This is a genomic window from Pseudomonas sp. R32 (assembly GCF_009866705.1).
Classification (GTDB): Bacteria; Pseudomonadota; Gammaproteobacteria; order Pseudomonadales; family Pseudomonadaceae; genus Aquipseudomonas; species Aquipseudomonas donghuensis.
This window is the reverse complement of sequence record NZ_CP019396.1, coordinates 600,482-622,993: the sequence shown is the minus strand read 5'-3', so window position 1 is coordinate 622,993 and position 22,512 is coordinate 600,482. Positions and strand designations below refer to the sequence as shown.

The following is a 22,512-nucleotide window of genomic DNA, read 5'->3' as shown; positions in this document are numbered from 1 at the left end:
AGCCTTCCACGCCAGCATCAACCCTGCGCCGGATACCAGCGCGGGGTATAGACCCACTGCCCACCGTCAGCACGGGCAAACTCGCAGGTCGTCGAGGATCCGACCAGCACCATGGTGCGCATATCGACCATGTCCGGTTGCAGCTCACCGAGATTGACCACTTTCAGCGTCTGCCCCGGCCTACCGATGTCGCGGCCAAGGACTACAGGGGTCAGGGCGGTGCGATGCTGGCGGACGATTTCCAGGGCCCGCCCAAGCTGCCACGGGCGCGAGCGCGAGATCGGGTTGTAGAAGGCCAGCGCCAGGTCGGCCTGGCAGGCCAGGTCCAGGCGCTTCTCGATGATCGACCAGGGTTTGAGGTTGTCCGACAGCGACAGCACGCAGAAGTCATGGCCCAAGGGAGCGCCGGCCTGCGCCGCAGTCGCCAGGGAAGCGGAAACACCGGGCAACATTTCCAGCTCCACTGCATGCCAGTGTGGATCGCTCGACTCGTGCAATGCTTCGAGCACCGCCGCAGCCATGGCGAACACCCCAGGGTCGCCCGAAGACACCACCACTACCGAACGCCCTTGCACCGCCAGCTCGAAGGCATGCCGGGCACGCTGCATCTCTTCGCGGTTGTCGGTGCAGTGCAGCACCTGATCGGCACGGAACGGCCCGGCCATGCGCACATAGGTTTCATAGCCGAGCACATCGTTGGCTCGCGCAAGCTCCGCCTTGACCGCCGGCACCATCAGGTCGGCAGCGCCAGGCCCGAGGCCGATCACCGCCAGGCGCCCGCGGGCGCGGCCGATGTGCTGTGGGTCGATCGGCTGGTTGGAGACCACGATGGCCAGGCCATCGCTCACCGGCTGCGGTGGCAGCAATTGCGGCATTGCCTGAGCGGCCAGGGCACTGGCATCGCCGGCACCCGGGGCAAAGCGCAGGGCCACGCCCAGCTCGGCTGCAGCCGCGTGCAGGTCTGGGTTGGCCATGTGCTGCTCTGCTGCCAGCAGGCAGGCCAGCGCCGGCTCGGCAATCCGTGCTGCCTGCAGAGCAGTGCGAATGGCCTGGGCCAGCTCCGGCAGCACCTCGCTGACTGCCACCAGCACACAGCGCGGATAGATCACCAGCTCATTGGCAGAGGCTTCACGGGCGTCACAACCGACATGAATCGCCAGTTGCGCCTGCTCGCTTTGCGGCAGCTGCGCCTGTTCAAGCCAGGGCGCGGCGCCGTCAATGCGCACGCTTTCACCGGCCAGCAGATCGGAAACGAAACGCTTGCCCAGCTCAAGGTCGGCCAGGGCATAACCGCTGGGCGGGTTGAGCAGGCAGGTACCGAAACGCAGCTCGCCACTGGTGGTGATCGCCGCCGCCACACCCAGGCCGGCACCGATTTCCCGGGCCATGACATTGACCCCGCCCAGGCCACCGAGCAGCGGTACCACGGCGCTGCCATCCTCGGCCACCGCCAGTACCGGCGGCTCGGCGCCCTTCTCCAGCAACAGGCCGGCCAGGGTGCGGATGACGATACCGGCAGCGCACAGGGCGATGATTGGCGTGTCTTGCTGATAGAGCTGGCGCACGGTAGCGCCGAACGCCTGGTAACTGCGGTCGGCGCCTTCGACCCGGCCTTCAAGGCCATGGATCAGCGCGTCCGGGTACAGCTGCTGGATCTTACGGGCAGTGGCCAGGCTGCCTTTGCCAAGGATGACGATGGCCGGGGCTTTACGGGTCATCAACCTTGCCACCTTTCACCGGGCACGATGATCAGCGAGAAGTATGGCGAGGACTGCGGATCGACCTCGTCCAGGGCGACGATCTTCTGGTTGGCCATGGTCGCCCGCTCCACATACAGGGCCCGTTCGGCCAGGCCGAGCTCGGCCAGCACATCGCGAACCTTGGGGAAGTTACGCCCAAGTTTCATGATCACCGCGGCATCGGCATCGGCCAGGCGGCGCTTGAGTTCATCATGGGGCAGCACGCCAGAGAGCACCGACAGGCTCTGGTTGCGATACACCAGCGGCGCACCGAGCACCGAGGCGCCGCCGAGCATCGAGCAGACCCCCGGGATCACCTGGGCTTCGTAGCGTTCGGCGAGACGGTCATGCAGGTACATATAGGAGCCGTAAAAGAACGGATCGCCTTCGCAGATCACCGCCACGTCGCGGCCGGCATCCAGGTGCGCGGCAACCTCAAGGCTGGCGGCATCGTAAAAATCGCTGATGACCTGTTCATAAGACAACGGCGCCGGCAGCACTTCGGTGGTCACCGGGTACACCAATGGCAGCAAGGTCTGGGCTTCCTGCAGATGGCTTTCGATGATGCCGAAGGCGTTGCCGCGCTTGCCCTTGGCAACGAAGTAGGCCACCACTGGCGACTCGCGCAGCAGGCGCAATGCCTTGACGGTGATCAGTTCCGGGTCGCCGGGGCCGACGCCCAGGCCCAGCAAACGTCCACGAGCCTGCATCATTCGACCTCCGTGGCCAGCGCATTGACCGCCGCGGCGGCCATGGCGCTGCCGCCCAGGCGCCCCTGCATGATCACGAACGGCACGCCACGGCTGTCGGCGGCGAGCATCGCCTTGGACTCGGCGGCGCCGACAAAGCCCACCGGGAAGCCGAGGATCAGCGCGGGTTTGGGCGCGCCGGCGTCGAGCATTTCCAGCAGGTAGAACAGCGCAGTCGGCGCGTTGCCGATCACCACCACGCTGCCTTCCAGGTGCGGCCGCCACAGCTCCAGGGCCACCGCCGAACGGGTGTTGCCCAGCTCGCGGGCAAGCGCCGGCACCTGCTCGTCGCGCAGGGTGCAGATCACCGGGTTGTTGGCTGGCAGGCGTGCACGGGTAATACCCTCGGACACCATCCGCGCATCGCAAAGGATCGGCGCGCCGGCGGCCAGGGCATCGCGCCCGGCCTTGCCGGCACCCGAAGAGAACTGCAGGCCATCGATCGCATCGACCATGCCGCAGGCGTGAATCACGCGGACCGCGAGCTTTTCCAGATCGGCCGGGATGCGATCGAGCCGGGCTTCCTCTCGAATGATCGCGAAGGAATTGCGATAGATCTCCTGACCATCGCGGATGTAATCAATCATCAAGGGTGCTCCGTGAGCCGGCGTCTAGCAGTGCGCCGGCTTCTTTTAGTGTGAGGTTGCGTGCGCGCAGGCGGCCGAAGCCCGGCTCGGTTGCGTCACGCAGGTACAAGTCGTAGTGGCCGGGGCTTTGCGCCAGCAAGGTGGCGTGCGCCACGTGGGCCATGGCGCAAGAGCGCGGACAGCCACTCAGGTGCACGCTGGCCGGGGCACCGGGGGCCAGCAGAGTCGCCAGCAGGCGGGCATCGCCCTTGGTTTCGGCCTGGCCCTTGGCACAGCCGGCGGAACCGGTGCAGGCGACCAGACGGGACAGTTGTTCACTCGCCGAGACCAGCAGCCCCAGTTGGGCCAGACTCTCGCTGACCCGCTCGGCATGGCGCTGGGCAATAGTGGGCAGCAACAGGCTTTGCCAGGGTGTCATGCGCAGGGTGCCGTCGCCCTGTTCACGTGCTAGCCGGGCCGCGCCGCGCAGCATCGAAGGGTTCAGGCGACCCAGCGGCGCTGCGGCACCGACAGCGCTCAGGCCGGTTTGCAGTTGGGGATAAATGCCCAGATAGCTGGCCGCTGTCAGCGAGCGGCGCCATTGACAGACCGCTGCATCAGCCCGGATCGGCAAGCCCAACCCGGCGGTAAAGGCCTGCGGTGCATGCTCGGCCAGCAACTGGCGCATCCGTGTTTGCTCTGGGCGGGCCAGGTCGAGAAAACGGTTGAGCACCGCCAGCACCAGCTCATGGCCCTGGCTCAGGGGCACAGCGCCCAATGGCGCATCCTTGGCCGGGCACCCGGCCAGACCGAACGCCAGCCACAGTTCGTCGTCAAGCTTCAGCGGGCTGAGCCACAGGTCATGGGGGTGCTCGAGCATCGCCAGGGCCTCGCCGCCATCCAGCTGCACGGCGAACTTGGCCGAGAGCTGATGAAAGCGCGGGGTGGTTTCCAGCGACTGCAGCACCTGCTGCGCCAGTGGCCGGGTGTCGAGCAGCATCTGCGGATCGATGCCTGCGGTGGGGCTGAGCATCAGGTTGCGCACATCGTCGCCGGCGGCCTCGCGTGGCCCAAGGCCGGCAGCCAGCAGCAGCTCGATCAGCCCGCTATGGTCGCAGCCGATGCCGCGAATTTGCAGGTTGCCGCGGTTGGTGACTTCTATTTCACCCCCCGCATAGCGCTCGGCCGCAGTGGCAACGGCCTCGGCCTGATCCGCCGTCAGCGCCCCGCCTGCCAGCTTGATCCGGCAGATGCCGCCGTCCAGCGCCTGGACGATGCGCCACAACCCCGGACAGGCCGAGGGACGCAGCGAAGCTTGGGGCTGGTGGGCCGATACAGGCTGGTTCAAAAGGTCACCCGGCAATCGTGAAAAGGCACTTCAGTGTAGAAGGCGCGGTATTATGCCTGCTTTGTCCGAAGGCATGAAAAGCCTGCCGGTCGGATTGCGTTGAATTGAGGAAATCCATGTCGCCCTGGCTGACAGTAGTAGGTATCGGTGAAGACGGTTTCAGTGGCCTGGGCAAGAATGCCCGGCGCGCACTGCTGGGCGCCTCACGGGTGTTTGGCGGCCAGCGCCAGCTGGATCTGCTGCCGCACTGCATCACTGGCGAACGCCTGCTCTGGCCCAGCCCTTTTTCCCTGGCGCCGGTCCTGGCCCTGCGTGGCGAACCGGTGTGCGTGCTGGCCAGCGGCGACCCGATGTTCTATGGCGTTGGCGCAAGCCTTGCGCGGCAGCTCGATGTCAGTGAAATGAACGTGCTGCCGATGCCCTCCTCCTGCGCCCTGGCCGCCGCCCGCCTGGGCTGGCCGTTGCAGGAGGTACTGAGCCTTTCGGTGGTGGCGCGGCCGATCGCGGCGCTCAACGCTCATCTGTACAGCGGCATGCGCCTGCTGGTGCTGAGCAACGATGGCAGCAGCCCGGCTGCCATCGCCGCATTGCTGCGTGAGCGCGGTTTCGGGCCGAGCCGGCTGCAGGTCTTCGAGCACCTTGGCGGCAACGCCGAACGCCGACTCGAGGGCACTGCCGAGCACTTTGCGCACACACAGGTTGCCGACTTGAACCTGATCGCCATCGAATGCCTGGCCGCACCCGATGCGCCGCGCCTGTCGCCCCTGGCCGGTCTGCCGGACAGCGCCTTCAAGCACGATGGCCAGCTGACCAAGCGCGATGTGCGTGCCATTACCCTGGCGCGCCTGGCGCCGCGACCGGGTGAACTGCTCTGGGATGTCGGCGCTGGCAGCGGCTCGATCGGCATCGAGTGGATGCGCGCCCACCCCAGTTGCCGGGCGCTGGCCATCGAGTCCGATGAGGGGCGCCAGCAGTTGATCGAACACAACCGCGATGCCCTCGGCGTGCCCGGCCTGCAATTGATCCGCGGCCGCGCACCGATGGCCCTGCAGGGCCTGGAGCGCCCTGATGCCATTTTCATCGGCGGCGGCGTGACCCGCGCAGGCGTGTTGCAGCATTGCTGGGAGCAACTGCGCCCGGGCGGGCGTCTGGTGGCCAATGCCGTGACCCTGCAAAGCGAGCTGGCCCTGGTCAACTGGCGCGAGCAGCATGGCGGCGAGCTGACCCGCATCCATATCGCCCAGGCGCAACCGCTGGGCGAGTTCGATACCTGGCGCCAGGCCCTGCCGATTACCCTGCTAGAAGCGGTCAAGCCTGTCGATGCGTGACGAGACCCGGGAACAACCCGCCCCGCTGCGCAGCGGCCTGACCACCGGCAGCTGCGCCACCGCTACCAGCCTCGCAGCGGCCCGCCTGCTGCTTGCCGGCGAGGGCAATGACGCCGTGCACATCACCCTGCCCAAGGGCAAGGTGGTACAGATGCGCCTGGAGTTCTGCCGCCTGCTGGAGGATGGCGCCGAAGCCGGCACCCTCAAGGATGCCGGCGATGACCCGGACGTTACCCACGGCGCCCTGCTTTACAGCCGCGTGCGTTTACAGGCGGAGCCTGGCGTACGCTTTGTCGCTGGCAAGGGCGTCGGCACGGTGACCCGCCCCGGGCTGGTACTGGCGGTTGGCGAGCCGGCCATCAACCCGGTACCCCGGCGGATGATGACCGAACACCTGCAGCGCCTGGCCGCCGAACACGCTTACGCAGGCGGGTTCGAGGTCACGGTGAACGTCCAGGACGGTGAAAGCCTGGCGCTGAAAACCATGAACCCGCGCCTGGGCATTCTTGGCGGCCTGTCGATCCTCGGCACCAGCGGGATTGTCCGGCCGTTCTCCTGCTCGGCCTACATTGCCTCGATCCACCAGGGCATCGACGTGGCGAAAACCAACGGTTACCAACACATCGCCGCCTGTACCGGCAACGCCAGCGAAGACACCATGCGCCGAGTCTACAACCTGCCGGAAATCGCCCTGATCGAAATGGGCGACTTTGTCGGCGCGGTGCTCAAGCACCTGCGCAAAGTGCCTGTGGATAAACTCAGCCTGTGCGGTGGCTTTGGCAAGATCAGCAAGCTGGCCGCCGGGCACATGGACCTGCACAGCCGCCATTCGAGCATCGACCTGCCGCAACTGGCCGACTGGGCGGCAGCGATCGGTGCCGACGACGCCTTGCAAGACGCGATTCGCCAGGCCAACACCAGCCAGCAGGCGCTGGCCCTGGCCAGCGCCGCCGGCGTTGCCCTGGGCGACGCGGTCTGCGCCCATGCCCTGGCCTTTGCCCGCAGCGTAGTACCGGCGCAGGTGCAGGTGGAGGTGTTTGCCATCGATCGCCAGGGTGGCATCGTTGGCCATGCGGGGGGCTTTGCATGAAACGCATCCTGTTGCTCGGCGGCATCACCGAGGCCCTGGCCATTGCCCGCACCCTGGACCCGCAGCACGTCTACAGCCTGGCCGGAATTGGCCGGGTGCCCACTGACCTGAAGTGCCAGGTGCGGGTCGGAGGCTTTGGCGGTGCCGAGGGTTTGGCCGCTTACCTGCTTGCGCACAACATCGATCTGCTGATCGACGCCACCCACCCCTACGCCGCCCGGATCAGCGCCAACGCCGCTCGCGCCGCGCAGCTCACCGGCGTGCCGTGCTGGGCTTTGCGCCGCCCGGCATGGCAAGCCCAGGCCGGCGATGACTGGCGCGAGGTGGCCGACTGGGCCGAGTTGATCGATGCCCTGCGCCCGTTCCAGCGGCCGCTGTTCACCCTCGGCCGTGAGCCGCTGCAGCATCTGCAGGAAATTCCCGCCCATCAGTTCTGGACCTTGCGCGCCCTTGAAGCCTGCCCTGGCAATGAGCGCTGCGAAGTGATCGGCGCACGCGGGCCGTTTCACCTGGACGACGAACGCGCGCTGTTCGAGCGGCGGCAGATCGATGTGCTGATCAGCAAGAACAGTGGCAGCGGGGCGACCGAACCCAAACTTGAAATCGCCAGGCAACGGCGAGTGCCGGTGTTGATCCTCAAGCGACCGGAACTGCCGCCAGTCGACAGAGAATTCTTCAGCCCTTCAGAGTTATTGGCAGACCTGCCTTGATGGATTTGCTTGCACCACAACCTGTGGGAGCGGGACTTGCCAGCGATCGACCGCAGAGCGGTCGCAATCCAGACAACACAGCTTTATCGCCTAGCCTGGCCTCATCGCTGGCAAGCCAGCCCCCACAGAAGGCGAGCTATATTTTAGGAGGTTTCTTACTGGGTTGATTTGCCCCATCCCCACCCCACTGCCTTACACTACGCCCCTCCTCACCCCGGAAGACTTCACCCATATGGAAATGCAATGGTGGATCTGGCTGGTATTCGGTTTCGGCCTTGTAGTGCTCGAACTGGTCCTGCCAACCTTCTTCATCCTCTGGTTCGGCATAGGCGCCGTGCTGGTTTCGTTCATCGCCTTTCTGGCGCCGAGCCTGCAACTCGACATGCAAATGCTGCTATGGGTGGTGTTCTCATCCATCACCACGCTGTTGTGGTTCAAGGTGTTTCGCAAGAAGCAGCCAGACACCCGCTGGACCGCCGACAGCGTGATCGGCGAGGTCGGCCTGCTCACCGCCACAGTCTCTGAATTCCAGAAAGGCCGCGTGCGCTTCCAGAAACCCATCCTGGGCAACGAGGAGTGGATCTGCGTTGCCAATGCCGAGATCCCCTCGGGCGAGCGCGTGCGCATCACCGCCATCGAAGGCAATACCGCCCGGGTTACCCGGGCCTGATCAGCAAAAAAGGAAGCTTTGACTCATGACCAGCCTTATCGTCGTCGGCACGATCGCCGCATTCGCCCTCCTCACCCTGTTCAAGGGCGTGCGCATCGTGCCCCAGGGCGAGGAGTGGATCGTCGAGCGCCTGGGCCGCTACCACAGCACCCTCAAGCCAGGCCTGAACCTGCTGATCCCGTACATGGACGTGGTCGCCTACCGCCTGCCGACCAAGGACATCATCCTCGATGTACAGCAGCAGGAAATCATTACCCGCGACAACGCGGTGATCGTCGCCAACGCCCTGTGCTTCGCCAAGGTCGTCGACCCGCAGAAGGCCGCCTACGGTGTCCAGGACTTCACCTTCGCAGTGACCAGCCTGACCATGACCTCGCTGCGCGCCATCGTCGGCGCCATGGACCTGGACGAAGCGCTGTCGAGCCGCGAACAGATCAAGGCGCGCCTGCGCGAAGCCATGTCCGAGCAGACCGAAGACTGGGGCGTGACCGTGCGCTCGGTAGAGATCCAGGACATCAAGCCGTCGCAGAACATGCAGGCGGCCATGGAGCGCCAGGCCGCCGCCGAGCGTGAACGTAAAGCCGACGTCACCCGGGCCGAAGGCGCCAAGCAGGCCGCCATCCTTGAAGCCGAAGCGCGCCAGCAGGCAGCCAAGCTCGACGCCGAAGCGCAGATCAACCTCGCCGAAGCCTCGGCGCGTTCGATCACCCTGGTCAAGGACGCGGTGGGTACCGAGATCACCCCGGCAATGTACCTGCTGGGCGAGCGTTACATCGGCGCCATGGAAAGCCTTGCCAGCAGCGACAACGCCAAGGTCGTGGTGCTGCCCGCCGACCTGCAGGAAACCGTGCGCGGGCTGATGGGCCGCAACAAGCAGGCCTGATGCTGGCCGGGTGTGCGGCACTTCACCGCACCCCCGGTAATTTTCCCTATACTGGGCGTTACAATAGCCACCTCTGATTCCTGACCGGATCTTTCCATGTCCCCATATCGGCCCGCCATTGCCTGGATCGCCTGCTTCGCAGTGCTGTTCAATCTGCTGGCCATGCCGTTGGCGTCCGCAGCCCCCAAGGGGCCGGCCGAACAACTGCTATGGGGCGCCTTCTGTTCGAGTGTCGGCGGCAAGGCCAAGGCGCAAATCATTGCCCTGGGCAAGATCGACCTCGGCCAGCAAGGCGATGATCACTCCAGCATGCAGCACTGCTGGTGCTGCTCTGGCGCAGCGCCCTTGCTGGCATTGCCTGGCCACCCACCACGCTTGCTGATGCCCAGCCAGGATTTCGCCCGTGCGCCTGCGCTGCTTGCTATCCACCAGCCGACACCCCGGCAACAGTGGCCGGCCCTCAACCCACGCGCCTCCCCTCTGGTCTGAGTTCACTGCGCTACCTGCTGCGAACCTGAATCGACTGGAGAATCACCATGTTCAAGAACGCCCTGCTGCTGGCCGCACTGATGCTGCCGGCGACCTTTGCCAATGCCCATGAATACACCGTAGGCGAGCTGCATATCGCTCACCCGTGGTCGCAGGAACTGCCGCCCAACGCGCCCAACGTGGCGGCCTATTTCGTCGTGCATAACAACGGCAAGACGGCCGACACCCTGCTCAGCGTCAACAGCCCAATCAGCGACGATGCCCAGTTGCACGAGCATGTGCACAAGGACGGCCTGATGAAAATGCAGCAGGTACAGAGCGTCGACGTCCCTGCCGGTGGCGACCTGAAGTTCGCCCCCGGTGCCTACCACGTGATGCTGATGCAGCCCAAGGACCGCAGCCTGCTGGCTGATGGCAAGCGCTTCCCGCTGACCCTGCATTTCAAGAACGCCGGTGATATCACCGTCGAGGTCGCGGTACAGAAGCAGGCACCCGAGGAAGCCGCCCACAGCCATTGATCGCTGAAGGCTGCCCGGCGTGACGATCGCCCGCAGCAGCTTCAGCCACACCGCGCGTCCTGAGTCGAGGACGGTTCGCGGCAGCTGGCTGAGCCTGTTCGCCATGTTGATGATCTTTATCGGCCCACTGGTTTCCCAGTCGATGCCGATGGATCACCGTGCCATGCCAGCCGGCATGAGCATGGACAGCGCTGCCGATTATTGCCATGCCGACAGCCACCACGGTGGCAGCCCGGCGCTGAAGGTGATCTGGGAGAAGTGCGGCTATTGCAGCCTGTTCTTCCATTGCCCGGCGCTGCCCCAGGCCCTGAGCCTGCTCAACACCGAAGCCGTTCCCGCCAGCCACCGACTGCTCGTCCACCCGCGCCAGGGCCATGCCCGGCAGACGGTATTCCCCGGCGCCCGCAGCCGCGCGCCGCCTTCCCTCATCGTCGTCTGAGCCCACTACCTGCGCCCGAAGTCCGGCAACTGCCGTCGACTGCGCGCACCCTTATGACTGATCGATGTTGGAATCATTATGTCCGGCTGCACCGCTGTTTTTCGTCTGTCCCTGCAAGGGACCATCGCCGTGATCTGCGGCACCCTGCTCAGCCCCCTGGCCCTGGCCGCCAATCAGGCCCAGGACACGCATGTCCATGACCAGGCCGAACTGAGCCCGACGGTGATCACCGCCGTGGCTCCCAGCTCGCCACTGACCATCGTCACCAACCCCAAGGACCCACGCCAGCCGGTACCGGCCAGTGATGGCGCCGACTACCTGAAAACCATCCCGGGCTTTTCGGCCATTCGCGCTGGTGGCACCAATGGTGACCCGGTCCTGCGCGGCATGTTCGGCTCACGCCTGAACATCCTCACCAACGGCGGCGTGATGCTCGGCGCCTGCCCCAACCGCATGGATGCCCCGACTTCGTACATCTCGCCGGAAACCTACGACCGCCTGACCGTGATCAAGGGCCCGCAAAGCGTGATCTGGGGCCCGGGCGCCTCGGCCGGGACCATCCTCTTTGACCGCGAGCCGGAAAAATTCGGCGAGCTCGGCAGCCGCGTCAACGCCAGCCTGCTGGGTGGCTCCAACGGCCGCTTCGACAAGGTGCTGGATGCCGCCGCCGGCAATCGCTACGGCTATGCGCGTTTCGTCGGCAACCAGTCGCGCTCCGATGACTATGAAGACGGCAATGGCGACACCGTGCCGTCGCGCTGGGACAAATGGAACGGTGACGTCGCCCTGGGCTGGACGCCGGACGCCGACACCCTGGTGGAACTGACCGCCGGCAAGGGCGACGGTGAAGCCCGCTACGCCGGGCGCGGCATGGACGGCTCGCAGTTCAAGCGCGAAAGCCTTGGCCTGCGTTTCGAGAAGTCCAACATCGGCGAGGTCTGGGACAAGCTCGAAGCCCAGGTCTACTACAACTATGCCGACCACGTGATGGACAACTACAGCCTGCGCACGCCCTCGGGCATGGGCATGATGGGCATGCCGATGGTCAGCAACGTCGACCGACGGACCCTTGGCGGGCGAATCAAGGGCACTTGGCGCTGGGATGACCTGCAACTGATCAGCGGCATCGACGCGCAGACCAACGAACACCGCCAACGCGGCGGCATGGGCATCGATGCGCACAAGCACATGGCCTGGACCAAGGACGCCGACTTCCACAACTACGGGGTGTTCGGCGAACTGACCTGGTACGCCGCCGAACAGGACCGGCTGATCACCGGCGCGCGCCTGGACCGTGCCTCGGCCAAGGACTACCGAGCCACCAGCGCCACTCGCGACAATACCCGCGCCGATACCCTGCCCAGCGGTTTTATCCGCTACGAGCATGACCTGGTGGACGTTCCCGCCACCACCTACGTCGGCCTCGGCCACGCCCAGCGCTTTCCCGACTACTGGGAGCTGTTCTCGCCCAAGTCCGGTCCGGCCGGTTCAGTCAACGCCTTCGACAGTATCAAGCCGGAGAAAACCACCCAGCTCGACTTCGGCATCCAGTACCAGACCGAGACCATCGACGCCTGGGCCTCGGGCTATGTCGGGCAGATTCGCGATTACATCCTCTTCGACTACCGGCCGGGGATGATGGGCATGCCCAGCTCGCGCGCGCAGAACATCGACGCGCGGATCATGGGCGGCGAACTGGGCGCGGCGTACAAGTTGACCAGCAACTGGAAAGCCGACGCCACCCTCGCCTACGCGTGGGGCAAGAACAGCAGCGACGGCAAGGCACTGCCGCAGATGCCACCGCTGGAAAGCCGCCTGGGCCTGACCTACAGCCGTGATGTGTGGAGCGCCGGCGCCTTGTGGCGCCTGGTCGCGGCACAAAACCGCATCGCCGAGAATTCCGGCAACGTGGTGGGCAAGGACTATGAGAAGAGCGGCGGTTTCGGCGTGTTCTCGCTCAACGGCGCCTACAAGGTCAGCAACAACCTCAAACTCAGTGCCGGGGTCGACAACCTGTTCGACAAGGCGTACGCCGAACACTTGAACCTGGCGGGCAATGCCGGCTTCGGCTTCCCGGCCAGCGACCCGCAGCCGATCAATGAGCCGGGGCGTACGTTCTGGACCAAGGTCGACCTGAGTTTCTGACCCACCCCGGGCGCGATTACTGATCGCGCCTTCCCCAGGCAACACGGGAGCGGGCTTGCCCCGCGAGACCCTGCGACTGAAGAACCGCTATCGCGGGGCAAGGCGAATCGCCACGCCGCCGCTCCTACAGCAAATCCGTTAACATAGGCCCCCGCTTTTTCAGGCCCGCAGGACCTTGATGAGTACCCTGAGTATCAGCGACCTGTACTGGTCGCCCCTGGGCCACGGCCACTGCCACCACCAGTTCCAGCTGCGCGCCGTTGAGCTGCAGGTCGGCGTCGGCGAGTTCGTCGGCCTGATCGGCCCCAACGGCAGCGGCAAGACCAGCCTGCTGCGCTGCGCCTACCGCTTCAACAAGCCGGAACGCGGCCAGGTGCGCCTGGGCGCACATGACCTGTGGCAGCAGTCTTCGCGCTGGTGTGCCCAGCGCATTGCCGTGGTGCTGCAGGAGTTTCCCGATGCCTTCGGCCTGAATGTCGAGGAAGTCGTCGCCATGGGCCGCACGCCCCATAAAGGCCTGTTCGACGGCGACAGTCACGCGGATCGCCAGTTGGTGCAACAGGCCTTGCAGGCGGTCGGCCTGCAGGGTTTTGATGACCACACCTTCGCCAGCCTGTCCGGCGGCGAGAAGCAGCGAGTGATCCTCGCCCGCGCCCTGGTCCAGCAACCCCAGGTGTTGATCCTCGATGAGCCGACCAACCACCTCGACCCCCGTTATCAGCTGGAGCTGTTGCAGCAGGTGCGGCGCCTGGGCATTGGCACCCTGGCGAGCATCCATGACTTGAACCTGGCTGCGGCCTTCTGTGATCGCCTGTATGTGCTCGATCACGGGCGCATCGTCGCCAGCGGCACGCCTGACCAGGTGCTGACTGCCGAGTTGCTGCAGGAGGTGTTCGGCGTGCAAGCGCTGATCGACCGCCACCCTCTGGCTGACCACCCACGCCTTACCTGGATAACCCAGCGATGATTCGATCCACCCTGCTGCTCGGCCTGGCCTTGCTGCTGGCCAGCCCCGGCGTTTTCGCCGAGGCGACCCAATACCCGTTGACCGTGCAGAGCTGCAACCGCCAGGTGACCTTCACCCAAGCCCCGGAGCATGCCCTGAGCCATGACATCAACATGACCCAGATGATGCTCGCCCTCGGCCTGCGCTCGCGCATGGTCGGCTACAGCGGCGTCAGCGGCTGGAAGGCGGTGACCCCGCAGTTGCGCAAGCAACTCGACGGCCTGCCGGAACTGGCGGCCAAGTACCCGTCGGTGGAAACCCTGCTCAACGCCAATGTCGACTTCCTGTTCGCCGGCTGGGACTACGGCATGCGCGTCGGTGGCGACCTGACGCCACAGAGCCTGGCGCCGCTGGGCATCCCGGTCTATGAGTTGACCGAGTCCTGCGCCTTTGTCATGAAGCGCCCGGCCGCGAGCCTGGATGACACCTATACCGACCTGCGCAACCTCGGCAGGATCTTCGACGTGCAGGAACGCGCCGAGCGACTGATCGGTGAGATGCAACAGCGCGTCGCCGTGGTCCAGCAGCACTTGCCGGCACAGCGCCCACGGGTGTTTCTCTACGACAGCGGCGAAGACCGGGCCATGACCTCCGGGCGCCTGGGCATGCCCGAGGCGCTGATCGCCGCAGCGGGCGGGCGCAATGTGCTCGACGACATCGAGGCCAGCTGGACCCGGGTCAACTGGGAGAGCGTGGTCGAACGCAACCCCGAGGTGATCGTCATCGTCGACTATGGCGAAGTCAGCGCCGCGCAGAAGCAGGCGTTTCTCCAACAGCACCCAGCCCTGCAATCGGTCGATGCGATCCGCAACAAGCGCTTCGTGGTCATTCCTTACGTGGCGGCCACGCCAAGCCTTGAGAACGTCGAAGCCATCGAGACCATCGCCAAGAGCCTGCACGGCGCATGAGGTCCGCAAGCGCCCGTCATCGCCTGTTGCTGCTCGGGCTGTTCGCCCTGCTGCTGGTCTCCTGCGTGGTCTCCCTGGGCTTCGGCTCGGCACCGGTGCCGGTCGAGGTGGTCTGGCGGGTCCTGCTGTTCAAGCTGTTCGGCGTTACCGGCGAAGCACCTGCATGGAGCACCGGCCAGGAGCATATCGTCTGGTTGATTCGCGTGCCGCGCATGCTCCTGGCGGCGCTGGTCGGCGGCGGCCTGGCGATGATTGGCGCCGTACTGCAGGCCGTGACCCGCAACCCGCTGGCCGACCCGCACCTGCTCGGCGTCACCTCCGGGGCAACACTCGGTGCAGTACTGGTGGTGCTGCATATCGGTGAACTGCTGGGTGTGTTGACCTTGCCCCTGGCGGCCTTCATCGGTGCCCTGTGCAGCATGCTGCTGGTGCTGGCCATCGCCAGCCGCCACGGCCGCCTGGACAGCGACCGTCTGCTGCTCTGCGGCGTGGCGGTGGCCTTTGTGATGATGGCAGCGGCTAACCTGCTGCTGTTTCTCGGTGATCACCGGGCAAGCTCGGCGGTGATGTTCTGGATGCTCGGCGGCCTGGGCCTGGCGCGCTGGGAGCTGCTGCCGATTCCGGCCATCAGCGTGTTGCTGGGGCTGGCCTTGCTGCTGGGCATGGCCCGCTCGCTGAACGCGCTGATGGCCGGTGAGCAGACCGCCGTGACCCTTGGCCTGAATGCGCGCAAGGTCCGTCTGCTGGCGTTTCTGATCTGTTCGCTGTTGACCGGCGTGCTGGTGGCGATCAGTGGCTCGATCGGCTTTGTCGGCTTGATGGTGCCGCACATCGCCCGGCGCCTGGTCGGTGCCGAGCACAGCCGCCTGCTGCCGGTGTGCCTGCTGCTGGGCAGCCTGTTCCTGATCTGGGTCGACGTCGCCGCGCGCACGTTGATCTCGCCCGAGGACCTGCCCATCGGCATCGCCACCGCCGCCATTGGTGGCTTGTTCTTTATCGGCCTGATGCGCCGACGTTGATCGCGGTCAACACCGCCGGCGCCTTGAGACGTATTGTCGCGCTAGCGCCAGGAAGGCGCGTGTTAGCCTAGCGGCGCACAAAAAGACTGACCTCAACGGAATGCCTGCCGATGACTGTGAACCTGCCCCCGCAACACTCCGTTCCCGATGACCATGACCACCTGCAACGCAGCCTGTCCAACCGCCATATCCAACTGATCGCCATCGGTGGCGCCATCGGCACCGGCCTGTTCATGGGCTCGGGCAAGACCATCAGCCTGGCCGGTCCGTCGATCATCTTCGTCTACATGATCATCGGTTTCATGCTGTTCTTCGTCATGCGTGCCATGGGCGAACTGCTGCTGTCGAACCTCAACTACAAGTCGTTCATCGATTTCTCCGCCGACCTGCTCGGGCCCTGGGCCGGCTACTTTACCGGCTGGACCTACTGGTTCTGCTGGATCATCACCGGCATCGCCGATGTCATCGCGATCTCGGCCTATTCGCAGTTCTGGTTCCCTGACTTGCCGCAATGGGCGCCGGCGATTGCCTGTGTCGGCCTGCTGCTGTCACTGAACCTGATCACGGTGAAGATGTTCGGCGAAATCGAGTTCTGGTTCGCCATGATCAAGATCGTCGCTATCGTCGCCCTGGTCGGCACCGGTCTGTACATGGTCGTGGCCGGCTTCCAGTCGCCCGCCGGGCGCACCGCCGACATTGCCAATCTGTGGAATGACCAGGGCATGTTCCCCCATGGCCTGATGGGCTTTTTTGCCGGTTTCCAGATTGCCGTGTTCGCCTTCGTCGGCATCGAACTGGTGGGCACCACCGCCGCCGAAGCGAAGAACCCGGAGCGCAACCTGCCGCGGGCAATCAACTCGATCCCGGTGCGCATCATCGTCTTCTACGTGCTGGCGCTGATCACCATCATGGCGGTCACGCCATGGCGCGACGTGGTGCCCGGCAAGAGCCCGTTCGTGGAACTGTTCGTGCTCGCCGGCCTGCCGGCGGCGGCCAGCATCATCAACTTCGTGGTGCTGACCTCGGCGGCCTCGTCGGCCAACAGCGGCGTGTTCTCCACCAGCCGCATGCTCTTCGGCCTGGCCCAGCAGGGTGATGCACCCCGCAGCTTCGAACACCTTTCCAGCCGCAAGGTGCCGGCCAACGGCCTGTACTTCTCCTGCACCTGCCTGCTGCTGGGCGCCGCACTGATATATGTGGTCCCCGACCTGATCGAAGCCTTCACCCTGGTGACCACGGTATCGGCGATCCTGTTCATGTTTGTCTGGACCCTGATCCTGCTGTCTTACCTGAGCTACCGCAAGCAGCGCCCGGCGCTGCACCAGGCCTCGAAGTACAAGATGCCTGGCGGGCGCTTGATGTGCTGGGTGTGCCTGGCGTTCTTCGCCTTCATCCTGGTGCTGCTGGGCCTGGAGCACGATACCCGCCAGGCGCTGATCGTCACGCCGCTGTGGTTCGTGTTGCTGACCGTGACCTACCAGTTCGTGCGGCGTAACCGCGCGCTGCTGATGGCCAACGCCGACAGCTGATCAGCCGAACTACAGGCCGCCCTGCTCGTACGCCGCCGCCACACTGTCCCACAGCTGTTCCAGTACGGCGGCGGCCTCGGCGCGCTGTGCCTCGCTCGGGCCGTCGATGAACTCACTGCGGCCCTGGCCAAGGCTCAGGCAGGCATCGATGCCATTGCCCCAGATGTACGAATAGATCAGCAGAAAACTGTCCGAATCGACGTCGGCGTAGTGCGCGACCTGCCGCAGGGGCGCCAGCAGTTGCAGCATCTCGCCATAATTGTCAGTGAACTCCAGCACGGCGAACGTCCACACCCCGGCCTGCTCATCGTAATGACTGCGGCTACCCGGGGAGAACTCAACCCAACCTGCGATCAGGTCGCCCAGGCTGCAGGTAGTGGATCGGTCCAGGTCATGGGCGGACAGCTCACCCGCCCCGTAGGCGTCCTTGCTGTCATACCAGCGTTGCCAATCATCGAACTGCCGCGGGTTGGCCACCGGCGCGCTCATAACCGCCTGATAGGCAGCGGGGCTGAGGTTGCAGCGAATGTACAGCGACGAAGCTTCCATCGGGTCTGTCCTTGTTCCGTGGGTGAGGGTTGATTAAAGCCAGCACAGGGCCGCTTAGCGTTGTGCCGCCTTGAACAGTTCGGCCAGCACTGCGTCGGCCTCCTGACGTTGGGCCGGCGTCGGCGCCTTGGCAAACTGGCTGCGGCCGTTGAGGGTCAGGTAGGCGTCGTCGCCGTTGCCCCAGATGTACGAGTAGACCAGCATGAAACTGTCGGAGTCGGCCGCGCAATAGGGTGCGACGCTGCGTAGCGGCGCCAGCAGGGAGATCATCTCGCCGTAGTTATCACTGAACTGCAACAGGGCGAAACGCCAGGCGCCCGCCTTCTCGTCGTACTCCGAGTACGTGCCCCAACCAGTGACGCCGACCAGCTCTCTAAGGTTTCGCGCCACCAGCGGCCGCAGGTCTTCACTCCTGACCTTGCCCGGGCCATACATCCCATGGCTGTCGAACCATTGCTGCCAATCATCGAAGGCTGGCGCCCCGCCTGGCGGGGCGGCCTTGACCTCGGCGTACTGGGCAGCGGTCATGTTGCAGCGAAAATACAGCGAGGACGGCTCGCTGGCCTGCACCTGCCCCACTGCGGCCCACAAGCCGGCCACCAGCATCCCTGCACGCACGTGTCTGTTCACTGTCATCGTCCCTGAACGGTGTTGAAGGCGGCGATGATACCCGCGCGAACCAAAGCTGTGCAGACAAGTTTGCAGCGCACAGGTCCCGGCGCCATCACGGTGCAGGCACGCTTCATTGCCATCGCAAATCCCCATGAAACCCCTGTCCCAGACAACCTCGCGCTACCCGGCACAGCCCTTGCTAACGCTCTTGGGCGAAGTCGCCATCTGCCCAACAGAACATCCGATTCCATGGAGAGAGCACTATGAAGCGTCGCAGTCTGATCAAGGCCTTTACCCTCAGCGCGTCCATCGCGGCCATGGGCCTGAGCTGGAGCATCCAGGCCGCCGAGACCATCAAGGTCGGCATCCTGCACTCGCTGTCGGGGACCATGGCGATTTCCGAAACCTCGCTCAAGGACATGGCCCTGATGACCATCGAGCAAATCAACGCCAAGGGTGGGGTCAACGGCAAGCTGCTGGAGCCGGTGGTGGTCGACCCGGCCTCGAACTGGCCGCTGTTCGCCGAAAAGGGCCGCCAGCTGCTGACCCAGGACAAGGTCGCGGTGGTGTTCGGCTGCTGGACCTCGGTGTCGCGCAAGTCGGTACTGCCGGTGTTCGAAGAGCTCAATGGCCTGCTGTTCTACCCGGTGCAGTATGAGGGCGAAGAGATGTCGCCGAACGTCTTCTACACCGGTGCCGCACCCAACCAGCAGGCGATCCCGGCGGTGGAATACCTGATGAGCGAAGACGGCGGCAGCGCCAAGCGCTACTTCCTGCTGGGTACCGACTACGTCTACCCGCGCACCACCAACAAGATCCTGCGCGCCTTCCTGCACAGCAAGGGCGTGGCCGACAAGGACATCGAAGAGGTCTACACGCCGTTCGGCCACAGCGATTACCAGACCATCGTCGCCAACATCAAGAAGTTCTCCGCCGGCGGCAAGACCGCGGTCATCTCCACGGTCAACGGCGACTCCAACGTGCCGTTCTACAAGGAACTGGCCAACCAGGGCCTGAAAGCCACCGACGTGCCGGTGGTGGCCTTCTCGGTGGGCGAGGAAGAACTGCGCGGCATCGACACCAAGCCGTTGGTCGGGCACCTGGCGGCGTGGAACTACTTCGAGTCGGTGGATAACCCGGTCAACAGCCAGTTCGTCGCCGATTGGAAAGCCTACGCCAAGGCCAAGAACCTGCCAGGCGCCGACAAGGCGGTGACCAACGACCCGATGGAGGCCACCTACGTCGGCATTCATATGTGGGCCCAGGCGGTCGAGAAAGCCAAGTCCACCGATGTCGACAAGGTCCGCGAAGCCCTGGCCGGGCAGACCTTCAAGGCGCCGTCGGGCTACACCCTGACCATGGACAAGAGCAATCACCACCTGCACAAGCCGGTGATGATCGGCGAGATCCAGGATGACGGTCAGTTCAACGTGGTCTGGGAAACCGGGCAGCCGCTGCGTGCGCAGCCATGGAGCCCGTTCATCCCGGGCAACGACAAGCGGCCGGATTATGCGCTGAAGGGCAACTGAGCCCATCGCGGGTCAAGCCCCCTCCCACAGGGTTTGCACAGCCCTTGTGGGAGCGGGCTTGACCCGCGATGAGGCCGCAAAGCACACCACAAGGAAACCGTCATGCCCAAGGCCCTCCTGTGCCTTTTCCTCAGCCTCCTGCTGTTGCCCCTGACTGCCCAGGCCAGCGACGCAGACTACTTCATCGCCGCCAAGGCCAATGAGCAGGCGCGCCTGCTCCAGGACTGGGCGGCGCAACCGGACCCGGCCCGCGTTGAACTGCTGAGCGCTCTGCAACAAGGCCGCATCGCCGCCGGCGACACCCGCAAACTGCGCCTGAACAACCGCTTGCGCGGGCTTGTGGATAACGCCCTGGCCAGCCATCAGTTGCTCAGCGCAGATAGCACAGTGCGCCTGGCGGCTGCCCAGCAATTGCAGAAAAGCGCCCAGCCGGCCCAAGTCGCCTTCCTCGACCGGCGCTTCGCCAGCGAAGCCGACGCCGCCGTCCATGCGGCATTGGCCCTGGCCCTGGCCAACCTGCAACTGGTCGACAGCGACCCGGCCGTGCGCCTGGCGGCGGTGCGCCTGCTCGGCGAAACCGGCGACCCGATGGCCCGCACCCGATTGGAGGCGCTGCTCGAACCCGGTGTCGAGAGCAACGCCGGCGTGCGTACCGCAGCCGAAACCAGCCTGGCCCAGGTCAAGCGCAAGCTGCTGTTTGGCGAGCTGCTCGGCCAGGCCTTCAGCGGCCTGTCGCTGGGTTCGATCCTGTTGCTCGCGGCCCTGGGCCTGGCCATCACCTTCGGCCTGCTCGGGGTGATCAACATGGCCCACGGCGAGATGCTCATGCTCGGCGCCTACGCCACCTATGTCGTGCAGGTCCTGGTGCAACGCTACGTGCCCGAGGCCATCGTGTTCTACCCGCTGATCGCCCTGCCGGTGGCCTTCGCCGTCAGTGCCGGGGTCGGCATGCTCCTGGAGCGCACGGTGATCCGCCACCTGTATGGCCGCCCGCTGGAAACCCTGCTGGCCACCTGGGGCATCAGCCTGATCCTGATCCAGGCCATCCGCCTGCTGTTCGGCGCACAGAACGTCGAAGTGGCCAACCCGGCCTGGCTCTCCGGTGGCCTCCAGGTGCTGCCCAACCTGGTGCTGCCCTACAGCCGCCTGGTGATCATCGCCTTCGCGCTGTTCGTGGTGCTGCTGACCTGGTTGCTGCTCAACCGCACGCGCCTGGGCCTGAACGTGCGTGCCGTCACCCAGAACCGCAACATGGCCGCCTGCTGCGGCGTACCGACCGGGCGTGTGGACATGCTTGCCTTTGGCCTCGGCTCCGGTATCGCCGGGCTCGGTGGCGTGGCCCTGAGCCAGATCGGCAACGTCGGCCCGGACCTGGGCCAGAGCTACATCATCGACTCGTTCCTGGTGGTGGTGCTGGGCGGCGTCGGGCAACTGGCCGGTAGCCTCTGGGCGGCCTTTGGCCTGGGCATCGCCAACAAACTGCTGGAGCCGCAGATCGGTGCAGTGCTCGGCAAGATCCTCATCCTTGCGCTGATCATTCTGTTCATCCAGAAACGCCCGCAAGGCCTCTTCGCGCTCAAGGGACGGGTAATCGACTGATGAACCAGCCTCTGCTTGTTACCGCCAGCCAGAAGGCCGGCCCGCGCTGGACCCTGGCCATCGGCACCACGGTGCTACTGGTGCTGCTGGCCCTGCCAGTGCTGTCGTTGCTGCCCGCCGGGCACAGCCTGCAGGTCTCGGCCTATACCCTGACCCTGGTCGGCAAGATCCTCTGCTACGCCATCGTCGCCCTGGCCCTGGACCTGGTCTGGGGCTATGCCGGGTTGCTGTCGCTGGGCCATGGCCTGTTCTTCGCCCTCGGCGGCTATGCCATGGGCATGTACCTGATGCGCGAAGCGTCTGGTGATGGCCTGCCAGCGTTCATGACCTTCCTGTCGTGGAGCGAACTGCCCTGGTACTGGGCCGGCACCCAGCACTTTGCCTGGGCCCTGTGCCTGGTGGTGCTGGCGCCGGGTTTGCTGGCGCTGGTGTTCGGCTACTTCGCCTTCCGTTCACGGATCAAGGGCGTGTACTTCTCGATCATGACCCAGGCCCTGACCTTCGCCGGCATGCTGCTGTTCTTTCGCAACGAGACCGGCTTTGGCGGCAACAACGGCTTCACCCATTTTCGCAGCATCCTCGGCTTTGAAATCACCGCGCAAAGCACCCGCGCGGTGCTGTTCCTGCTCACCGTCGCCTTGCTGGTGGCCAGCCTGTACCTGGGCTGGCGCCTGGCCCGGAGCAAGTTCGGCCGGGTCCTGACCGCCCTGCGCGATGCCGAGAACCGCCTGATGTTCTGCGGCTACGACCCGCGCGGTTTCAAGTTGTTCGTCTGGGTGCTGAGCGCGGTGCTGTGCGGTCTGGCCGGGGCCTTGTACGTGCCGCAGGTGGGCATCATCAACCCTAGCGAGATGTCGCCGACCAACTCCATCGAAGCTGCCGTGTGGGTCGCCCTCGGCGGACGCGGCACACTGATCGGGCCGCTGCTGGGGGCCGGCCTGGTCAACGGCATGAAGAGCTGGTTCACCGTGGCCTTTCCCGAGTACTGGCTGTTCTGCCTCGGAGCGCTGTTCATCCTGGTGACCCTGTACCTGCCACGGGGCGTGGTCGGTCTGCTGAACAAAAGGGGCGAACAATGAGAGCCATC

22 protein-coding genes are annotated in these 22,512 nt (G+C 65.2%); 16 read left to right on the top strand and 6 right to left on the bottom strand.

The features are described from left to right. Positions 1–17: 17 nt before the first annotated feature. Genes cobJ through cobG form a run of 4 tightly spaced genes read right to left on the bottom strand, consistent with a single transcriptional unit; the run spans position 18 to position 4,402 of the window. Positions 18–1,718, bottom strand: a complete 1,701-nt coding sequence (gene cobJ / locus PspR32_RS02755; protein ID WP_159388057.1) for a precorrin-3B C(17)-methyltransferase — start codon at positions 1,716–1,718, stop codon at positions 18–20. After that, positions 1,718–2,452 carry a precorrin-2 C(20)-methyltransferase gene (locus PspR32_RS02750; protein ID WP_374045236.1) on the bottom strand — a complete coding sequence of 245 codons (735 nt, stop codon included), beginning with the start codon at positions 2,450–2,452 and terminating at the stop codon, positions 1,718–1,720. The genes cobJ and PspR32_RS02750 overlap by 1 nt, the downstream gene beginning before the upstream one ends. After that, complete coding sequence (locus PspR32_RS02745) at positions 2,449–3,075, bottom strand: precorrin-8X methylmutase (RefSeq protein WP_010221672.1); 627 nt, start codon at positions 3,073–3,075, stop codon at positions 2,449–2,451. The genes PspR32_RS02750 and PspR32_RS02745 overlap by 4 nt, the downstream gene beginning before the upstream one ends. Next, positions 3,068–4,402: a precorrin-3B synthase gene (cobG, locus tag PspR32_RS02740; protein ID WP_272483650.1), complete on the bottom strand. Its 1,335-nt coding sequence runs from the start codon at positions 4,400–4,402 to the stop codon at positions 3,068–3,070. Before cobG ends, PspR32_RS02745 begins: the two co-directional genes overlap by 8 nt. A gap of 116 nt (positions 4,403–4,518) precedes the next feature. Here cobG and cbiE point away from each other — a divergent pair, with 116 nt between their 5' ends. The 13 genes from cbiE (at position 4,519) to cycA (ending at position 17,136) form a co-directional block, all read left to right on the top strand. Then, a complete protein-coding gene (gene cbiE / locus PspR32_RS02735) occupies positions 4,519–5,730 on the top strand; it encodes a precorrin-6y C5,15-methyltransferase (decarboxylating) subunit CbiE (RefSeq protein ID WP_159388056.1) in 1,212 nt (403 codons plus the stop codon). Then, positions 5,723–6,820 carry a cobalt-precorrin-5B (C(1))-methyltransferase gene (locus PspR32_RS02730; RefSeq protein WP_010221669.1) on the top strand — a complete coding sequence of 366 codons (1,098 nt, stop codon included), beginning with the start codon at positions 5,723–5,725 and terminating at the stop codon, positions 6,818–6,820. The genes cbiE and PspR32_RS02730 overlap by 8 nt, the downstream gene beginning before the upstream one ends. Beyond that, positions 6,817–7,530: a cobalt-precorrin-6A reductase gene (locus PspR32_RS02725; protein ID WP_010221668.1), complete on the top strand. Its 714-nt coding sequence runs from the start codon at positions 6,817–6,819 to the stop codon at positions 7,528–7,530. The genes PspR32_RS02730 and PspR32_RS02725 overlap by 4 nt, the downstream gene beginning before the upstream one ends. A 232-nt stretch (positions 7,531–7,762) precedes the next feature. Further along, complete coding sequence (locus PspR32_RS02720; RefSeq protein WP_036995537.1) at positions 7,763–8,200, top strand: NfeD family protein; 438 nt, start codon at positions 7,763–7,765, stop codon at positions 8,198–8,200. Between the two features lie 25 nt (positions 8,201–8,225). Then, positions 8,226–9,083: an SPFH domain-containing protein gene (locus PspR32_RS02715; protein ID WP_010221666.1), complete on the top strand. Its 858-nt coding sequence runs from the start codon at positions 8,226–8,228 to the stop codon at positions 9,081–9,083. Between the two features lie 96 nt (positions 9,084–9,179). Next, a complete protein-coding gene (locus PspR32_RS02710; RefSeq protein WP_010221665.1) occupies positions 9,180–9,572 on the top strand; it encodes a DUF2946 domain-containing protein in 393 nt (130 codons plus the stop codon). A gap of 47 nt (positions 9,573–9,619) precedes the next feature. Beyond that, positions 9,620–10,090, top strand: coding sequence for a copper chaperone PCu(A)C (locus PspR32_RS02705; RefSeq protein WP_010221663.1), 471 nt, complete (start codon positions 9,620–9,622; stop codon positions 10,088–10,090). A 19-nt stretch (positions 10,091–10,109) separates the two neighbouring features. Next, positions 10,110–10,529, top strand: coding sequence for a DUF2946 domain-containing protein (locus PspR32_RS02700; protein ID WP_159388055.1), 420 nt, complete (start codon positions 10,110–10,112; stop codon positions 10,527–10,529). Positions 10,530–10,607: 78 nt separating this feature from the next. After that, entirely contained in the window at positions 10,608–12,674 is a 2,067-nt protein-coding gene (locus tag PspR32_RS02695; protein WP_010221661.1) for a TonB-dependent copper receptor, read from the top strand. 178 nt (positions 12,675–12,852) lie between these two features. Beyond that, complete coding sequence (locus PspR32_RS02690) at positions 12,853–13,641, top strand: ABC transporter ATP-binding protein (protein WP_010221660.1); 789 nt, start codon at positions 12,853–12,855, stop codon at positions 13,639–13,641. Then, positions 13,638–14,588, top strand: coding sequence for an ABC transporter substrate-binding protein (locus PspR32_RS02685; RefSeq protein ID WP_010221659.1), 951 nt, complete (start codon positions 13,638–13,640; stop codon positions 14,586–14,588). Before PspR32_RS02690 ends, PspR32_RS02685 begins: the two co-directional genes overlap by 4 nt. Beyond that, positions 14,585–15,607: a FecCD family ABC transporter permease gene (locus PspR32_RS02680; protein WP_010221658.1), complete on the top strand. Its 1,023-nt coding sequence runs from the start codon at positions 14,585–14,587 to the stop codon at positions 15,605–15,607. Before PspR32_RS02685 ends, PspR32_RS02680 begins: the two co-directional genes overlap by 4 nt. A gap of 110 nt (positions 15,608–15,717) precedes the next feature. Then, a complete protein-coding gene (cycA, locus tag PspR32_RS02675; protein WP_159388054.1) occupies positions 15,718–17,136 on the top strand; it encodes a D-serine/D-alanine/glycine transporter in 1,419 nt (472 codons plus the stop codon). Positions 17,137–17,145: 9 nt separating this feature from the next. Here the strand turns inward: cycA and PspR32_RS02670 are convergent, their stop codons facing one another. Together PspR32_RS02670 and PspR32_RS02665 are read right to left on the bottom strand one after the other, a co-directional pair. Next, the gene (locus PspR32_RS02670) at positions 17,146–17,685 is read right to left on the bottom strand and encodes a hypothetical protein (RefSeq protein WP_010221655.1); all 540 of its coding nucleotides are present in this window, start codon (positions 17,683–17,685) and stop codon (positions 17,146–17,148) included. Between the two features lie 54 nt (positions 17,686–17,739). Then, positions 17,740–18,315, bottom strand: a complete 576-nt coding sequence (locus PspR32_RS02665) for a hypothetical protein (protein ID WP_232531793.1) — start codon at positions 18,313–18,315, stop codon at positions 17,740–17,742. 245 nt (positions 18,316–18,560) lie between these two features. Between PspR32_RS02665 and urtA the strand changes: the two genes are divergently transcribed. The 3 genes from urtA to urtC all read left to right on the top strand — a co-directional run bounded on the left by urtA (position 18,561) and on the right by urtC (position 22,504). After that, positions 18,561–19,826, top strand: a complete 1,266-nt coding sequence (gene urtA, locus PspR32_RS02660) for an urea ABC transporter substrate-binding protein (RefSeq protein ID WP_159388053.1) — start codon at positions 18,561–18,563, stop codon at positions 19,824–19,826. A gap of 102 nt (positions 19,827–19,928) precedes the next feature. After that, positions 19,929–21,425 (top strand): urea ABC transporter permease subunit UrtB, encoded by a 1,497-nt coding sequence (gene urtB / locus PspR32_RS02655; protein WP_159388052.1) that lies wholly within the window; start codon positions 19,929–19,931, stop codon positions 21,423–21,425. Further along, on the top strand, positions 21,425–22,504 hold the full coding sequence (gene urtC, locus PspR32_RS02650; RefSeq protein ID WP_010221651.1) for an urea ABC transporter permease subunit UrtC: 1,080 nt from the start codon (positions 21,425–21,427) through the stop codon (positions 22,502–22,504). Before urtB ends, urtC begins: the two co-directional genes overlap by 1 nt. Positions 22,505–22,512: the final 8 nt, after the last annotated feature.

Excerpts from the sequence above, each read along its gene's own strand:
- PspR32_RS02710 (WP_010221665.1), top strand. The coding sequence starts at position 9,180 with ATGTCCCCATATCGGCCCGCCATTGCCTGGATCGCCTGCTTCGCAGTG.
- PspR32_RS02745 (WP_010221672.1), bottom strand. The coding sequence starts at position 3,075 with ATGATTGATTACATCCGCGATGGTCAGGAGATCTATCGCAATTCCTTC.
- PspR32_RS02730 (WP_010221669.1), top strand. The coding sequence starts at position 5,723 with ATGCGTGACGAGACCCGGGAACAACCCGCCCCGCTGCGCAGCGGCCTG.
- cbiE (WP_159388056.1), top strand. The coding sequence starts at position 4,519 with ATGTCGCCCTGGCTGACAGTAGTAGGTATCGGTGAAGACGGTTTCAGT.
- PspR32_RS02705 (WP_010221663.1), top strand. The coding sequence starts at position 9,620 with ATGTTCAAGAACGCCCTGCTGCTGGCCGCACTGATGCTGCCGGCGACC.
- PspR32_RS02720 (WP_036995537.1), top strand. The coding sequence starts at position 7,763 with ATGGAAATGCAATGGTGGATCTGGCTGGTATTCGGTTTCGGCCTTGTA.
- PspR32_RS02725 (WP_010221668.1), top strand. The coding sequence starts at position 6,817 with ATGAAACGCATCCTGTTGCTCGGCGGCATCACCGAGGCCCTGGCCATT.
- urtB (WP_159388052.1), top strand. The coding sequence starts at position 19,929 with ATGCCCAAGGCCCTCCTGTGCCTTTTCCTCAGCCTCCTGCTGTTGCCC.
- PspR32_RS02690 (WP_010221660.1), top strand. The coding sequence starts at position 12,853 with ATGAGTACCCTGAGTATCAGCGACCTGTACTGGTCGCCCCTGGGCCAC.
- cycA (WP_159388054.1), top strand. The coding sequence starts at position 15,718 with ATGACTGTGAACCTGCCCCCGCAACACTCCGTTCCCGATGACCATGAC.
- PspR32_RS02685 (WP_010221659.1), top strand. The coding sequence starts at position 13,638 with ATGATTCGATCCACCCTGCTGCTCGGCCTGGCCTTGCTGCTGGCCAGC.
- PspR32_RS02670 (WP_010221655.1), bottom strand. The coding sequence starts at position 17,685 with ATGGAAGCTTCGTCGCTGTACATTCGCTGCAACCTCAGCCCCGCTGCC.
- PspR32_RS02715 (WP_010221666.1), top strand. The coding sequence starts at position 8,226 with ATGACCAGCCTTATCGTCGTCGGCACGATCGCCGCATTCGCCCTCCTC.
- PspR32_RS02695 (WP_010221661.1), top strand. The coding sequence starts at position 10,608 with ATGTCCGGCTGCACCGCTGTTTTTCGTCTGTCCCTGCAAGGGACCATC.
- PspR32_RS02680 (WP_010221658.1), top strand. The coding sequence starts at position 14,585 with ATGAGGTCCGCAAGCGCCCGTCATCGCCTGTTGCTGCTCGGGCTGTTC.
- cobJ (WP_159388057.1), bottom strand. The coding sequence starts at position 1,718 with ATGACCCGTAAAGCCCCGGCCATCGTCATCCTTGGCAAAGGCAGCCTG.
- PspR32_RS02750 (WP_374045236.1), bottom strand. The coding sequence starts at position 2,452 with ATGATGCAGGCTCGTGGACGTTTGCTGGGCCTGGGCGTCGGCCCCGGC.
- urtC (WP_010221651.1), top strand. The coding sequence starts at position 21,425 with ATGAACCAGCCTCTGCTTGTTACCGCCAGCCAGAAGGCCGGCCCGCGC.
- urtA (WP_159388053.1), top strand. The coding sequence starts at position 18,561 with ATGAAGCGTCGCAGTCTGATCAAGGCCTTTACCCTCAGCGCGTCCATC.